Source organism: Nostoc sp. JL33, assembly GCF_017114985.1.
GTDB lineage: Bacteria > Cyanobacteriota > Cyanobacteriia > Cyanobacteriales > Nostocaceae > Nostoc.
Map to the genome: position 1 here is coordinate 24,442 of NZ_JABXKP010000075.1, position 13,353 is coordinate 37,794.

14 protein-coding genes and 1 other RNA gene are annotated in these 13,353 nt (G+C 42.9%); 9 read left to right on the forward strand and 6 right to left on the reverse strand.

The window, feature by feature from the left end; all coding sequences use genetic code 11:
- Positions 1–301 precede the first annotated feature (301 nt).
- The 6 genes from HWQ23_RS21480 (at position 302) to HWQ23_RS21505 (ending at position 6,890) form a co-directional block, all read left to right on the forward strand.
- Positions 302–793, forward strand: a complete 492-nt coding sequence (locus HWQ23_RS21480) for a pentapeptide repeat-containing protein (protein WP_292832725.1) — start codon at positions 302–304, stop codon at positions 791–793.
- Entirely contained in the window at positions 790–1,947 is a 1,158-nt protein-coding gene (locus HWQ23_RS21485) for a 5-(carboxyamino)imidazole ribonucleotide synthase (protein WP_292832728.1), read from the forward strand. The genes HWQ23_RS21480 and HWQ23_RS21485 overlap by 4 nt, the downstream gene beginning before the upstream one ends.
- Positions 1,948–2,007: 60 nt before the next feature.
- Positions 2,008–2,191, forward strand: a non-coding RNA gene (gene ssrS / locus HWQ23_RS21490) — 6S RNA.
- A gap of 538 nt (positions 2,192–2,729) precedes the next feature.
- Positions 2,730–3,995, forward strand: a complete 1,266-nt coding sequence (locus HWQ23_RS21495; protein ID WP_292832503.1) for a M16 family metallopeptidase — start codon at positions 2,730–2,732, stop codon at positions 3,993–3,995.
- 358 nt (positions 3,996–4,353) lie between these two features.
- A complete protein-coding gene (locus HWQ23_RS21500) occupies positions 4,354–5,625 on the forward strand; it encodes a M16 family metallopeptidase (RefSeq protein WP_292832506.1) in 1,272 nt (423 codons plus the stop codon).
- A 170-nt stretch (positions 5,626–5,795) separates the two neighbouring features.
- A complete protein-coding gene (locus HWQ23_RS21505) occupies positions 5,796–6,890 on the forward strand; it encodes a peptidoglycan-binding protein (RefSeq protein WP_292832509.1) in 1,095 nt (364 codons plus the stop codon).
- A gap of 23 nt (positions 6,891–6,913) precedes the next feature.
- On the opposite strand, the gene HWQ23_RS21510 is transcribed toward HWQ23_RS21505, so the two are convergent.
- The gene (locus HWQ23_RS21510; RefSeq protein ID WP_292832512.1) at positions 6,914–7,144 is read right to left on the reverse strand and encodes a hypothetical protein; all 231 of its coding nucleotides are present in this window, start codon (positions 7,142–7,144) and stop codon (positions 6,914–6,916) included.
- A gap of 105 nt (positions 7,145–7,249) precedes the next feature.
- On the opposite strand from HWQ23_RS21510, the gene HWQ23_RS21515 reads away from it, so the two are divergent.
- Positions 7,250–7,603 (forward strand): phage holin family protein, encoded by a 354-nt coding sequence (locus tag HWQ23_RS21515; RefSeq protein WP_292832515.1) that lies wholly within the window; start codon positions 7,250–7,252, stop codon positions 7,601–7,603.
- A gap of 5 nt (positions 7,604–7,608) precedes the next feature.
- Here the strand turns inward: HWQ23_RS21515 and HWQ23_RS21520 are convergent, their stop codons facing one another.
- The 3 genes from HWQ23_RS21520 to argS all read right to left on the reverse strand — a co-directional run bounded on the left by HWQ23_RS21520 (position 7,609) and on the right by argS (position 10,587).
- Positions 7,609–8,076, reverse strand: a complete 468-nt coding sequence (locus HWQ23_RS21520; protein WP_292832518.1) for a cobalamin biosynthesis protein — start codon at positions 8,074–8,076, stop codon at positions 7,609–7,611.
- Between the two features lie 37 nt (positions 8,077–8,113).
- Positions 8,114–8,677 (reverse strand): Uma2 family endonuclease, encoded by a 564-nt coding sequence (locus tag HWQ23_RS21525; protein WP_196511181.1) that lies wholly within the window; start codon positions 8,675–8,677, stop codon positions 8,114–8,116.
- A gap of 146 nt (positions 8,678–8,823) precedes the next feature.
- The gene (gene argS / locus HWQ23_RS21530; RefSeq protein WP_292832521.1) at positions 8,824–10,587 is read right to left on the reverse strand and encodes an arginine--tRNA ligase; all 1,764 of its coding nucleotides are present in this window, start codon (positions 10,585–10,587) and stop codon (positions 8,824–8,826) included.
- Positions 10,588–10,772: 185 nt separating this feature from the next.
- On the opposite strand from argS, the gene HWQ23_RS21535 reads away from it, so the two are divergent.
- Complete coding sequence (locus HWQ23_RS21535) at positions 10,773–10,964, forward strand: type II toxin-antitoxin system HicA family toxin (RefSeq protein ID WP_229468885.1); 192 nt, start codon at positions 10,773–10,775, stop codon at positions 10,962–10,964.
- Positions 10,964–11,188 carry a type II toxin-antitoxin system HicB family antitoxin gene (locus tag HWQ23_RS21540; protein ID WP_292832528.1) on the forward strand — a complete coding sequence of 75 codons (225 nt, stop codon included), beginning with the start codon at positions 10,964–10,966 and terminating at the stop codon, positions 11,186–11,188. Before HWQ23_RS21535 ends, HWQ23_RS21540 begins: the two co-directional genes overlap by 1 nt.
- Positions 11,189–11,264: 76 nt before the next feature.
- On the opposite strand, the gene HWQ23_RS21545 is transcribed toward HWQ23_RS21540, so the two are convergent.
- Entirely contained in the window at positions 11,265–11,678 is a 414-nt protein-coding gene (locus tag HWQ23_RS21545; protein WP_292832531.1) for a PAN domain-containing protein, read from the reverse strand.
- Positions 11,679–11,803: 125 nt separating this feature from the next.
- Complete coding sequence (murD, locus tag HWQ23_RS21550) at positions 11,804–13,285, reverse strand: UDP-N-acetylmuramoyl-L-alanine--D-glutamate ligase (protein WP_292832534.1); 1,482 nt, start codon at positions 13,283–13,285, stop codon at positions 11,804–11,806.
- Between the last annotated feature and the right edge of the window lie 68 nt (positions 13,286–13,353).

Genomic DNA, 13,353 nt, shown 5'->3' on the forward strand with positions numbered 1-13,353 from the left:
TTTCAAAGTTACTAACTTTGGTAAAAAAGATTTGGGTGTACCTCAGTTGCTTAGGAAACGCTATATATTCAGTGTGAGTACAAACGCTCCTATATTGCCGCTCTTTTAGATAAACGTGAGAAGGAATGTCTACGACGGGCTATGCCTAAGCTCTTTTTGCGTTACAAAATATTAAGCAAGGAAATACACATTCCCCAAATCCGGTAGCAAGGCTGCGAGTCTCAATTAGGATAAGCCAGTCTTGCTAATATTCAAATGCGGTAATTAAATGCAGCAATTAGACACCAAATCGGCTCTCGATATGTTTTGGCGGCAAGGGTTGGCGTTCCTTCTAGGAATTATTATCTGGTGCGTGGCTGATCCCGCACTGGCAGTAGACTGGACTCATCCACTGTCATTTAGCAATGCAGAGTTGTCAAGACGTGATTTTTCTGGTGAAAGTTTACAAGCTGCGGAGTTTTCTAACGCCAATATGGAACTGGCTAACTTTACAAACGCTGACTTGCGGGGAGCAGTCATGAGCGCTTCAGTGATGACAAAAGCAAATCTCCACGGAGCAGATTTAACTAATGCAATGGTTGATCAGGTAAACTTAACTAAGGCAGATTTGAGCGATGCAGTTTTCAAAGAAGCTCTTTTGCTCCGCGCCATCTTTAATGATGTGAATATAGACGGTGCAGATTTTACAGATGCAGTTTTGGATAGGGCGCAAATCAAAGAACTGTGCGGCAAAGCCAGTGGTGTGAATTCCAAAACAGGCGTGCAAACTCGTGAATCTCTAGGATGTCAATGAAGCGTGTTGGTGTAATTGGTGGCGGACAACTTGCCTGGATGATGGCGGATGCAGCACAGAAGCTAGGAGTAGAATTGATCATACAAACTCCTAGTGAAGACGACCCGGCTGTGTCAATTGCCCAAGAAATCGTTTTCGCCCCGGTAGATGACGCCAGTGCTACAGGAATTTTAGCTCAAAAATGCGATGTCATCACCTTTGAAAACGAATTTGTTAACCTGCAAGCTTTATCTGTTTTAGCACAGCAAGGCGTTTCTTTCCGCCCCCGATTAGAAGCTTTAGCTCCTCTTTTAGATAAATATCATCAGCGCTGCTATTTAAGGGACTTGGGATTACCAGTTCCTCAATTTTTTGCCCTTGACGAGGCGGAAAATATCAAATCAAAAATAGAATATCTAGGTTTTCCAGTAGTTCTCAAATCCCGACGCCACGGTTATGACGGTCAGGGTACTTTCATAATTCAGGATTTTGCTAGTTTAGAGCAAAAGCTAACTTTAAATCAATCACTTTTCTTGTTAGAAGAATTTGTCCCATTTGAACGAGAACTAGCAATAATTGCAGCGCGTTCTGTGGAGGGAGAAATTGTAACTTATCCAGTAGTAGAAACCCAACAAGAACAACAAGTGTGCCGCCGGGTGATTGCGCCAGCCCAGATTACGCCCAATCAAGTAGCAGAAATCCAAGCGATCGCACATACTCTATTAAATAGCCTAGAAGTAGTGGGAATTTTTGGAATTGAGCTATTTCTTAGTGCTGATGGCAAAATCCTGGTAAATGAAATTGCGCCTCGTACTCACAATTCTGGGCATTTTTCCCTAGACGCTTGTGAAACTTCTCAGTTTGAGCAACACCTCAGAGCCGTTTGTGGCTTACCTTTGGGAAATCCGGCTTTGCAGTGCGCTGGCGCTGTGATGGTGAACCTGCTGGGGTATGAAAATTCTCACAGCGACTACCAAAGCCAGCGTCAACAAATAGCAGAGATTCCCCAAGCGCACCTTCACTGGTATGGGAAGACTCAATCACGTCCGGGGCGAAAGTTAGGACATGTCACCGTTTTGCTGGATAATCAAAATATAGAGTCGGGAAGTGCGTATGGCAACGGCGTCGGCGCAGCGATCGCCCACACCATAGAATCTATCTGGTATCCCAGGTAAATTGATCAGAAACTTTCGATATTGAACACACAACATCTTTTTGAAAGCTATAATGAGTGAGTTGCACTACGACGTTGGTGACTGCCATCAAGTTTTTTGATCTATGCCTTTAAAGACAAGGGAGTCAAACAGTTCTCGTGGCAGTAAACCGGGCATGTACCCGGAAACTTTAAACGAGGAATTTAGGTTCCCACCTGGTTAAACCAGGTCATAAACTTAGGTAAAACGGCGTCGCGGTGAACTTAAAATTATTAGCTCCCAAAGTCAGTTAGAATTTGGGAGCTTTAATTATTTGAATCACTTTTAATCTCCATTACAGCTATTTTCAGGTAAAGAGGCCACGCGGTAGGGGCACAGAAAAAGCTCATTGGTATCAACTTAACGTCAAAGTTAGTCTAGAACCAGCTTTTAGAGATTGTCTCGTTCCGAGTTTCTGACTCTTAATGCCTACTAAGCTGTTCCACATTTAACTTGCTCCCATTAGGGCGGGCTTTCCGGCCCACCCCACAAGAGTTAAGTTTAATTAGGTTATGCAATTTAGATGTTTTTCAGCTTAGGAGGCTCCACCTCCTTTACTCGCGGCAGAGTCGCAATCAGGTTTTAAAAGGGTTTTGGCTTAAATTGACACGCTTGAGCATTGCTGTGCCCCTACGACGGATGTGCTTAGAAGTTAGCAATAACTGCTGATAAAAACAAAATCTGTATAACTGGATTCTAAATTAGGTATCGTTCAGAGTTAAGATAACAAAATTATCTGAAATTGTGGTTAAAGCTACAAAAAATTGTTAAAACAACTAACTAATAGCGTATTTCCAGCTTCGGTCTTCCGACTAGAGAGTGGTTTAACCTTTATTCATCAAGAAATTCCCACTACCCCTGTAGTTGTGGCGGATGTTTGGGTGCGTGCTGGAGCAAGCCTAGAGCCAAAACCGTGGTTTGGGATGGCGCACTTTTTAGAACATATGATTTTTAAAGGTACGGCGACACTACCGCCTGGAATGTTCGATTACAAAGTTGAAAACCGGGGTGGTGTGAGTAATGCGGCAACAAGCTATGATTATGCTCATTATTCACTCACCACAGCTGCCCCTTATTTAAAAGATACTCTGCCCTACTTGGGAGAACTACTGCTGAATGCGGCAATTCCAGAAGATGAATTTAGCCGCGAACGGGACGTGGTTTTAGAGGAAATTCGCTCTTGTCAGGACGATTCCGACTGGATAGGATTTCAAACTCTGATTCAAAGTATCTATCAGCATCACCCTTACGGACGTTCGGTGTTGGGTACTGAGCAAGAATTGATGCAGCAATCGCCAGAAGCAATGCGCTGTTTTCACCGCACTCACTATCAGCCGGAAAACATGACGGTGGTAATTGCAGGGGGTATAGCCCAGCAACCAGCCTGGGAAATGGTAAATCGTTCATTTGCTGATTTTGCCGAACGCTCGAATTGTCCGCAATTTGAGAAAGTAGCAAAGCCAGTAATAACAGGAATTCAGCGTCAAGAACTGTGTTTACCACGCATAGAGCAAGGACGATTGTTGATGGCGTGGCTCGTACCAGGGGTAGAGGAAATCCGCACTGGCTATGGTTTAAATATGTTGTCGGTGTTATTGGCAGAAGGGCGGACTTCGCGTTTAGTGCGTGATTTGCGAGAAGATTTGCAATTGGTACAGGGAATTTGCAGTAGTTTTTCTTTACAACTGGAATCAAGTTTATTTACAATTACTGCCTGGTTGGAACCAGAAAATTTGCAGGAAGTTGAATCCTTGATTTGCGCTCATTTGGATGATTTGCAGACTAGAGGAATTAGCGAACAGGAACTTGCCCGCGCACGCAGGCTGCTGTGTAATGAGTATGCGTTTGCTACCGAAACGCCAAATCAGTTGACGGGGCTTTATGGATATTACAATACCATCGCCCAAGCTGAATTAGCTGTGACATATCCCCAGCAGATTCAGTCTTTTGATGCCCAAGAACTGCAAAAATTAGCTCAACAGTATCTTTCGCCGCAGAATTATGCGGTTACTGTACTTAAACCGTGTTAGTCATTAGTCATTAGCAAAAGACAAATGACCATGCCAATTTTGGATTTTGGATTTTGGATTTTGGATTTAAGAAAAAATCTAAAAAATTGGTTTGAATAGCCTGAATTGAGCCGTGGAGACAAATAAAATAGACCCTTGCATAAATCCAAAATAAGAACCCCACCAAAGAGACAAAGCTACGCTTTGGCTCCCTTAAGAGCCTGCTCTAGGGGTTGGGGTTCTTGGGGTTTAGCACTCAAGCGGAATGATATCAAATAATTTAATTGTTTGAGAGCAAGCAAAGTTATTTGTGGGGCAATCTAAAATTTAAAATCCAAAATCTAAAATTGAGTGATAACCGACAATGGACAAATTACAAATGACAACCTTGCTGCAAAAATCACCTATCCATCGCACCGTATTGAATAATGGCATTGTCGTGCTGGTGGCAGAAAATCCTGCTGCGGACATTGTTGCGGCGCGAATCTTTGTGCGTGCCGGTAGTTGTAACGAAAGCCGGGAGCAAGCAGGGTTGGCACATTTGCTATCAGCAGTGATGACAAAGGGATGCGATGGTCTTTCTAGTTTTGAAATTGCCGAAATTGTCGAGTCTGTAGGGGCGAGTTTGAGTGCAGATGCCAGTACTGATTATTTTTTGCTATCTCTGAAAACGGTAACATCCGATTTTGCAGAAATTTTAACATTGGCAGGGCGGATTTTGCGCTCGCCTACTTTTCCCGAAACTCAAGTGGAACTAGAACGACGTTTAGCACTCCAAGATATTCGTTCGCAAAAAGAGCAGCCGTTCACTGTCGCCTTTGAACAAATGCGGCAGGTAATGTACCAAAATCATCCCTATGCTATGTCAGTGCTGGGAGATGAAACCACGATGAGCCGCTTAACCCGTGCGGATTTAGTCGAGTATCACCAAACTTATTTCCGTCCAGATAATCTAGTAATTAGTATTGCTGGGAGAGTCACACCCACAGATGCAGCCGCATTGGTGGAAGAAGTTTTTGGTGATTGGCAAGCGCCAGCCCAAGCATTGCCAATACTGAATTTAGCTGAAATTAAGGTGGAACCGCAGGTAAGAGTGAAACCAGTACAGACACAACAATCAATCGTGATGCTCGGTTATTTGGGAACATCGGTGAGTTCTGTTGACTACGCCCCACTGAAGTTGCTATGTACCTACTTGGGAAATGGGCTTTCTAGTCGCTTGTTTGTGGAATTGCGCGAAAAACGAGGTTTAGCTTACGAAGTATCTGCATTTTACTCCACAAGGCTATTTCCAGCCTCATTTGTGGTTTATATGGGTACAGCACCGGAGAATACCAGCATAGCCTTAGAAGGACTGCGTACAGAAGTAGATTTATTGTGTACCGCCGAAGTATCCGAAAGCGCACTCCAAGCTGCTAAAAACAAGATCCTGGGGCAGTATGCATTGGGTAAACAAACGAACGGGCAAATTGCTCAGATATACGGCTGGTATGAGATTTTGGGCTTAGGTATTGATTTTGACACAAAGTTCCAAGAATTGATTGCGGCTGTGAGTGCCAAAGATGCGATCGCTTCAGCTTGTAAGTATTTAAAATCACCTTACTTGTCTTTAGTTGGTCAAGAAGAAGCAATTAATCGAGCGATCGCATAGCTTTACTTTAATTCTCTCCTTTTTGAGAACGATTAGAAAGGAGCAAGTCTGAACCCAAGGATATTGGATTGTGTACCGCAGCTACGCCCGTCGGAGACATCGTAAATGCAGCTGTTTTTTAGACCAAGCGGCCGTACTATTAGCATGAGAATATTCTGGGAGTAGATTCCATGCAAAGCAGCCTGACAGCAAGTATTTTGAGTTACTTAAAATTACTAGAGCCAACTGTAAATCGCTGTAGGATGGAAAAACGGCAAAAAAATTGGTGGACAAAAAGCTTTAAATCTTTATCAGCTATTGAAATACTCTTGTTCTCCACTACACCTGTGTTGATTGCCTCAACGGCTGTAGTATCAATAGCTGCACCTCAAAAGATTGCCCAAGTAAATCCTGGAGATAACGTCAACCGCCCTACCCTAAAAGTTGGTAGTCAAGGCGAACGCGTGTCTGAACTTCAAGCAGCTCTAAAACTTTTGGGTTATTACTCTGGTGCCGTAGATGGTGTATATAGTGAGGATACGGCCAGTGCTGTTTCCCGGTTTAAACAAGCAGCTGGCTTAAATCCAGATGGCGTTGTTGATGCCAGCACTTGGCAACGACTTTTCCCTAATCAACCGGTAGCAGCATCAACCGTCCCTTCATCCCAGCCAGGATTTAACTCAGCTAGAAATTTTCCTGTCCCAACCCAGACTAGCAACCTCAGCAACGTTGCAAATCCCAACCCTAACCCTCCAAGACAAGGTGTAACACAAGTTGCGACTAGCCCGAAGCCAAAACCTGCTACCCCAAAAAAAGCTGTAACACAAGTTGCGACTAGCCCGAAGCCAAAACCTGCTACCCCAAAAAAAGCTGTAACACAAGTTGCGACTAGCCCGAAGCCAAAACCTGCTACCCCAAAAAAAGCTGTAACGCAAGTTGCGACCAGCCCTGAGCCAAAACCTGCTACCCCAAGAAAAGCTACAACTTCAAGGACACAGAAAACACCGGATCGTACTACATCAACTACTAAGCAAACCCCTGGTATTCAATACACCTCAGAAGGATTGCCAATTTTGCGTATAGGATTACGTGGTTCTGAAGTTGTGAAGTTGCAAGAACAACTGAAAAAGCTTGGTTTCTTGAAAGGCGATGCCGATGGAGACTTTGGCGTAACAACCGAGGAAGCTGTGAAAGCTGCACAAAAGCGCTATGGTTTAGAGGCTGACGGTGTAGTTGGTGGTTCTACCTGGGAGGTTCTTTTGCGGCGATCGCCCCAACAGCGTTAGGCTGATATTAAAGTTGCCATCCACTATAGTGTAATTTTGCTAGTTCCCTTAATGACTTTGGAACTTGCTAGTGCTAGATACTCTGTTTTAGATACAGAGGTTTCTCGACTGAGAGCAACCTCTGTAGGAGTTTTGCTGTTCAGATCATTTTTAATCAATTTAATTCGTGGTACATCCTGCAATAGGATAAAGATATCCTGATTGGAAATATCTCTATGCGATCGCTGAAAAATCACATGTTTTTGGGCTAACAAAAGATGATAGCAATATAAGCTAAGTACAAGCACACCTGATAGTGTTACATATTACAACTGGCAATAGTCAAATTAATTAAACTGCTAATTCCTCTAAAAAAACTTATGCAACACTTTTTATTAACTTGGCTCGGTAGTGCGGTGGCGTTATTTCTTACTGCTAATATCGTTCCGGGATTCTTTATCAAGAATTTTGTGACTGCCTTGATCGCTGCTTTAGTTGTTGGTCTGGTTAATGCATTTATTAGACCAATTTTGCAGATTTTGACATTTCCGATTACCTTACTCACCTTTGGTTTATTTACATTAGTGATCAACGCCTTAACCCTTTGGTTGGCAAGTGCCCTAACTCCTGGTTATGGTTTTGAGATTCAGGGCTTTTTACCTGCTTTGTTAGGTTCAATTGTGCTAGCAATAGTTTCTAGCATAATTAACTATTTGTTGAGAGTTGTTGACTAGAAAAATTAGTAAATTGTAATACTCATAATATTTGAGGCTTGGGCAACAGCTAGCGTTACCGCTCCTGCTTGCCCTTGTAACTGAAAAATTCGTTTAGGAACTAAAAACCTCACTCCCAATGCTTCTGTGCTGGTAAAAGGGGAAGCAGTCAATAAGGGGGTTTGAGTAGCTGCAAGAATAGCAGCTGCCTCTGCTACGCTAGGTGTACCCACTTTCTGGTCGGTAATTGTGGCAGGGTTGGGGACACAGACACAGCGAAGCATTTCCCCAGAAAAAGTTTTTAGGGGGAAATTGCGGAGGTGGCAAAATTCTACTAAGCCAACTTCCGAGGCTTTGGTGTCAATCGTAGCAATCCCCGCGATCGCACTTTGAAAAAGTTGATTTTCTCGAAATACTTGCTCAATTGCTTGATCAATCAACTGCCATAAGGTTCCCCGTTTACAACCGATTCCTACCCATAAAACCTGTTGCACTTGGTGTATTTCCTGATTCAATTCGTCAGGGTTTAGTTTACTCCAACAGCCAACCAAATAAATCTCCAACTGTCAGCCTCAACTCACTTGCAAAATCTGGCACAGGGAGTAAAGCTTCTAATTCATCCAACATGACAGGCTGTTGATTGCGGATGTACACAAATACCGTTTGTTCTTCTGGATCAATCAGCCAACCCATTTGTGTTTCATAATTCAGGCAATGCAGAATATTTTTTGTAACTTTCGTTTGTCTTTGGTCAGGTGATAGAATCTCAATAGTCCAATCGGGAGCTGCTTGGAATACGTTGGCAACTTCACCATTTTCATCACGAGGAATTCTTTGCCAAGTAAACACAGAAACATCTGGCACTATTGACCTTCCACCAAAAGTACACCGCAATTCTGGAAAAGCACGAGCAATTCGCTTGGGCTTGACCGTTAAGTTGACTGTGCTAACCATTTCACCTTGAATTATACTGTGCTTTCCCTGTGGCATAGGTTTTTGAATAATTTGACCATCGATGTATTCACTAGCAGGCTTAGTTTCTGGTAGCTTCAGAAACTCTGCCAAAGTTATGCTTTTTGATGGTGTACGTACCATTTGCGATCGCCTCCAAGTCCAGCAATTCTGATTAAAAAACCGCATTCGCGCAGCGTCTCGTTAGAGAAGTACACAAAGAAAAAATCAGCTTAACTCTTACTCTGCGTACCTTTGCGCTACCTCAGCGTTCCTTTGCGTTAAAAAAATTACATCCTCTCCAATACCTCAATTCCCAATAAAGACAATCCTAGCTTCAAAGTTCTAGCAGTCAAATCACAGAGAATCAAGCGAGATGTTCGCTGCGGTTCCTCGGCTTCCAACACCTGAACTCCCTGATTGCGGTCATAAAACTGATTAAACTTTTTACTCAGTTCGTACAAATACTCACATAAACGATTGGGCAGCAAGTCTTGCTCTACACTACTAATAACTTCATCCAGTTGAAGTAAATATTTCGCCAGCGCTAATTCTGTTTCATGCTCCAACAAAACAGCATTGTTTCCCAACTCCTTAAAGTTAATATCACCCTTGCGGCTAATCCCCTGAATGCGTGCATAAGCATACAGCATATAGGGCGCAGTATTACCTTTGAAATCCAGCATTTTGTCGTAGCTGAAAATGTAGCTACTGGTGCGATTTTGGCTTAAGTCTGCATACTTAACTGCACTGATCCCAACTACCCTAGCAACTTCATTAATAAATTCTTCAGTTTCTTGACGTTCTTCTTCTTGTAATCTTGTTTTTAGGTCAGCCTGGGCACGAGAAACAGCTTCATCTAATAAATCCCGTAACCGCACACTATCCCCAAAACGAGTTTTGATTTTCTTACCATCTTCTCCTAACACTAACCCAAAGGGCACATGCACTAATTCCACATCATCGGGAATCCATCCAGCTTTGCGTGCAACTTGGAAAAATTGAGCAAAGTGGTTTCCTTGTCCAGCATCTGTTACATAAATTATCCGCTTTGCTTGATCCTGCTGAATCCGGTAGCGGAGGGATGCTAAATCAGTTGTGGCGTAGTTATAGCCGCCATCTGATTTCTGCACAATTAAAGGCAAAGGTTCACCTTCTCTATTTGTAAACCCTTCCAAGAAAACGCATTTTGCCCCCTGGTTTTCTACCAGTAACCCAGATTTATCTAAATCTTCTACAACTTTTGGTAGTAAAGGGTTGTAGAAAGATTCTCCGCGTTCAATTATTTGGACATCCAGCAACTCATAAATTACTTGAAACTCTTGGCGTGATTGTTCACACAGCAGTTTCCAAGCATGAAGTGTATCTTCTGCACCTGCTTGTAATCTGACAACTTCTTGCCGCGCTGTTTCTTGAAAACCTGCATCTGTATCAAAGCGTTGTTTGGCTTTGCGGTAAAAAGAGACTAAATCACCAATATCTAAAGCATTAGCGGTGGTAAGCGCGTCTGGGTAAACTTCCCGCAGATAGGCGATTAACATGCCAAACTGCGTACCCCAATCACCTACATGATTTAACCGCAAGACATCGTGTCCTTGAAATTCTAAAATCCGGGCGATGGAATCACCAATAATCGTAGAACGCAAGTGTCCAACGTGCATTTCTTTGGCAATATTCGGACTGGAAAAATCCACAATTTCCCGCTTGGGCGTTTTTGCGGCTGGAACTCCTAGTCTGGGATCAGCTTGAATCGCGTTAAGTTGTGCTTCTAAGTATGCCGTTTTCAATTTCAGATTGATAAATCCTGGCCCAGCGATTTCTGGCGGTTCGCAGATTTCGGATACATCTAATTTCTCAACGATCGCACCTGCGATCGCTCTTGGTTGCTTTCCTAATTTTTTACTCAGGGATAAAGCCACATTCGCCTGATAATCACCAAATTTAGGATTGCTAGCAGAAACCAAAATGGGATCTACTCCAGCGAAGTCAGTGCCAAAAGCCGCGACTAAAGCCTGCTCAAGCTGAACTTTTAGTTTTTCTTGTGTAGCGTTCATATATAAATATTATCTGAGAGAGAGAGAATGTAGCTCTGGAAAAGCTTGATTATTAACTTTAGCATTTCATTTTGAGCCACTCGATTCATGAAGCGATTTTGACTATATTGAGTGATTGCTTTAAGAATTGTCAATAAGGCACTCTATCTGTAATATAAATTTCACCTATACAGATAAGCGCTAGCATGAAAGTACGCGAAGTTATCAAACGACTAGAAGCTGATGGTTGGTATCTTGCTAGAACTAAAGGTAGTCATCGACAGTTCAAACATCCAGATAAATCCAGTACTGTAACAGTGTCTGGTAAACCAAATGTAGATGTGCCAATTGGTACTCTTAAAAATATTTGGAGACAAGCTCAATTGGAGGAAGACTAATGCATTATACAGTTGTGATTGAAAAGGGAGAAACTAGCTACGGTGCTTATGTCCCTGATTTACCCGGTTGTGTAGCTGTGGGTGAAACTTTAGAAGAAGTCAAGCAGATGATTACAGAAGCTATTGAATTTCATCTAGAAGGAATGCTAGAAGATGGTTTACCTATTCCTCAACCTACAAGCATCGCTCATGAGGTTGAAGTTGCAAACTACACCAAAACATAATTATAGGAAACCACTAAATTAGCTCTAAACAATCCTTCTAGTACAGATTGGCGGAAGTTCGCACCGCACTTTTAGCTTACAATTTCACACCGGATACACAGCAGTCATTTGGTGTTAATGGTGGTGCTACAGATTTTAAATAACAAACAGCACTACCACCTTGTACTCCTGGTCTAACATAGGTATAAGCACTACACTTATTATCATTAATACAATACTGCTGGCAAATGGAAGCGGATGGTAAGGTAAAATAAGATATGTAATCGCTACCTCCTCTATCTCTACCAAATTCAGCAGTTACGGCATAACGTGGAATAGTGGTTGAGAGTGGAGCCTCTTGAGCTATGGCAGGTTGAGCCAATGGGATCAAGTTTACAGCCGTACTAAAACCTAAAATCAGTAAAAGTGCCAACCCAAAAAATATAATATTTTTTGGTAAAACAAAATTTTTCTTTGCATATTGCCAAGCTGCGACCATTTTGAATTTCATAAATCTCTCTTGGGTACACAGTATTATTAATAGCTGTATACACTACAGTTATTTGCTACCAAATACAAAAATTGTTAATAATTTTACATAATTAATTCACTGTGTGGCTGCAAGTTACACCTGAATTAATTAGGCAGAGGAGATGAAAGAATTGAGTTGTATTGAAGCTTCTCTACTTCCGCCCAATCAAGGCACAACTGACGGAAACGCTCGCCCCGCACCTCAAAATTCGGGTACTGATCGAAACTCGCACAAGCCGGAGATAGCAACACCACACGCGCTTGATACTGCTTGGCTAATTCCGCCGACTTGGGAACTGCCCTTTCCATCGTTTCCACAATCTGGTAAGAATAATACCCCACCTCTTGCAGACGTTTGGCAAATGTGGGTGCAGCAGAGCCAATCAATAACACAGCAGCAGCTTGGGAGTGAATTTTTGCTAGCCAAGCGGTATCATCACCTGCTTTAGCTTCTCCACCAGCAATTAAAATCGCTGGACTTTTTACAGATGCTAAACCAACTTCAGCAGCATCATAGTTAGTGGCTTTGCTGTCGTTAATGAAATCAATACCTTCCCATGTGCAGATATGCTCCAAACGATGGGCAACACCTGGGAATTCAACAATAGCACGCGCGATCGCATCACAATTAATTCCCGCTAACCGTGCCGTTGCTACTGCCATCAAGAGATTTTGTTGGTTATGTTCTCCCACCATCCGCAAGGTAGATACTTTCACAATCGCTTTTGGTGCAGAGGTTGCAGTCAATTTTTCCACAACCCAGTCGTCTTCGATGTAAAAGCCTTTTTCGCTAATCAGGAAATCTTTTCCTCTTACACTTGTCCAATAGGCATCAGGCCAAGCACTTAAACCTTGCTGCCTCAAGTAGGCATCATCGCCATTGAACACTTGCAACTCGGACTGACGCAACAGCTTGGCTTTGATGTTGTAATAGTTTTCTAAAGTCTTATGGCGACTAAGATGATCCGGCGTGAAAGTCGTCCAAACACCGATACGGGGTGCAAGAGAACTCGAAGATTCTACTTGATAGCTGCTAATTTCCGCAATCACCCAATCAATACAATTTTGGATTTTAGATTTTGGATTTTGGATTTGAGTTTCCTCTGTTCTTATCCTACCCTCCTGTCCTCTCCAAGATAGGGCAACATCACAAGCGGCGTAGCCAATGTTACCGCAGGCGGGTGCATTTAAGCCTGCTGCTTGGAAAATGGCAGCAATTAAAGCTGTGGTAGTAGTTTTGCCGTTAGTGCCAGTAATTCCTACCCAAGGTAGCAAGCGCAAATTTCGCCAAGCCAGTTCCATTTCCCCAATGGTTTCAATACCTAATTGGCGTGCCTTGATTAATACGGGAATATCCCAAGGTACGCCAGGACTAACGACTATTAATTGGGGTAAATTAGCACCATTCAATTCTAGGGATTGGCCTAGTTTTACGGTTATTTGCTCGGCAGCGAGTTCTTGTTGTTGTTGTAGGAGGGCTTGGGAGGTGTTGCTATCACTTAGCTCTACCTCCCAACCTTCCCGTTTCAACAATCTCGCCGCAGCAACACCGGACTTTCCCAATCCAATAACAGTAGCTCTAGGCATAGATTGCAGCAGAGTGTCCCTGGTTAAGCACTCCCTATAGTAGCGTTTCTTGGCAAAAATTACACAAG

Coding starts and splice junctions, on each gene's coding strand:
- HWQ23_RS21480 (WP_292832725.1), top strand. CDS start 302: ATGTTTTGGCGGCAAGGGTTGGCGTTCCTTCTAGGAATTATTATCTGG.
- HWQ23_RS21485 (WP_292832728.1), top strand. CDS start 790: ATGAAGCGTGTTGGTGTAATTGGTGGCGGACAACTTGCCTGGATGATG.
- HWQ23_RS21500 (WP_292832506.1), top strand. CDS start 4,354: ATGACAACCTTGCTGCAAAAATCACCTATCCATCGCACCGTATTGAAT.
- HWQ23_RS21505 (WP_292832509.1), top strand. CDS start 5,796: ATGCAAAGCAGCCTGACAGCAAGTATTTTGAGTTACTTAAAATTACTA.
- HWQ23_RS21515 (WP_292832515.1), top strand. CDS start 7,250: ATGCAACACTTTTTATTAACTTGGCTCGGTAGTGCGGTGGCGTTATTT.
- HWQ23_RS21525 (WP_196511181.1), bottom strand. CDS start 8,677: ATGGTACGTACACCATCAAAAAGCATAACTTTGGCAGAGTTTCTGAAG.
- argS (WP_292832521.1), bottom strand. CDS start 10,587: ATGAACGCTACACAAGAAAAACTAAAAGTTCAGCTTGAGCAGGCTTTA.
- HWQ23_RS21535 (WP_229468885.1), top strand. CDS start 10,773: ATGAAAGTACGCGAAGTTATCAAACGACTAGAAGCTGATGGTTGGTAT.
- HWQ23_RS21540 (WP_292832528.1), top strand. CDS start 10,964: ATGCATTATACAGTTGTGATTGAAAAGGGAGAAACTAGCTACGGTGCT.
- HWQ23_RS21545 (WP_292832531.1), bottom strand. CDS start 11,678: ATGAAATTCAAAATGGTCGCAGCTTGGCAATATGCAAAGAAAAATTTT.
- murD (WP_292832534.1), bottom strand. CDS start 13,285: ATGCCTAGAGCTACTGTTATTGGATTGGGAAAGTCCGGTGTTGCTGCG.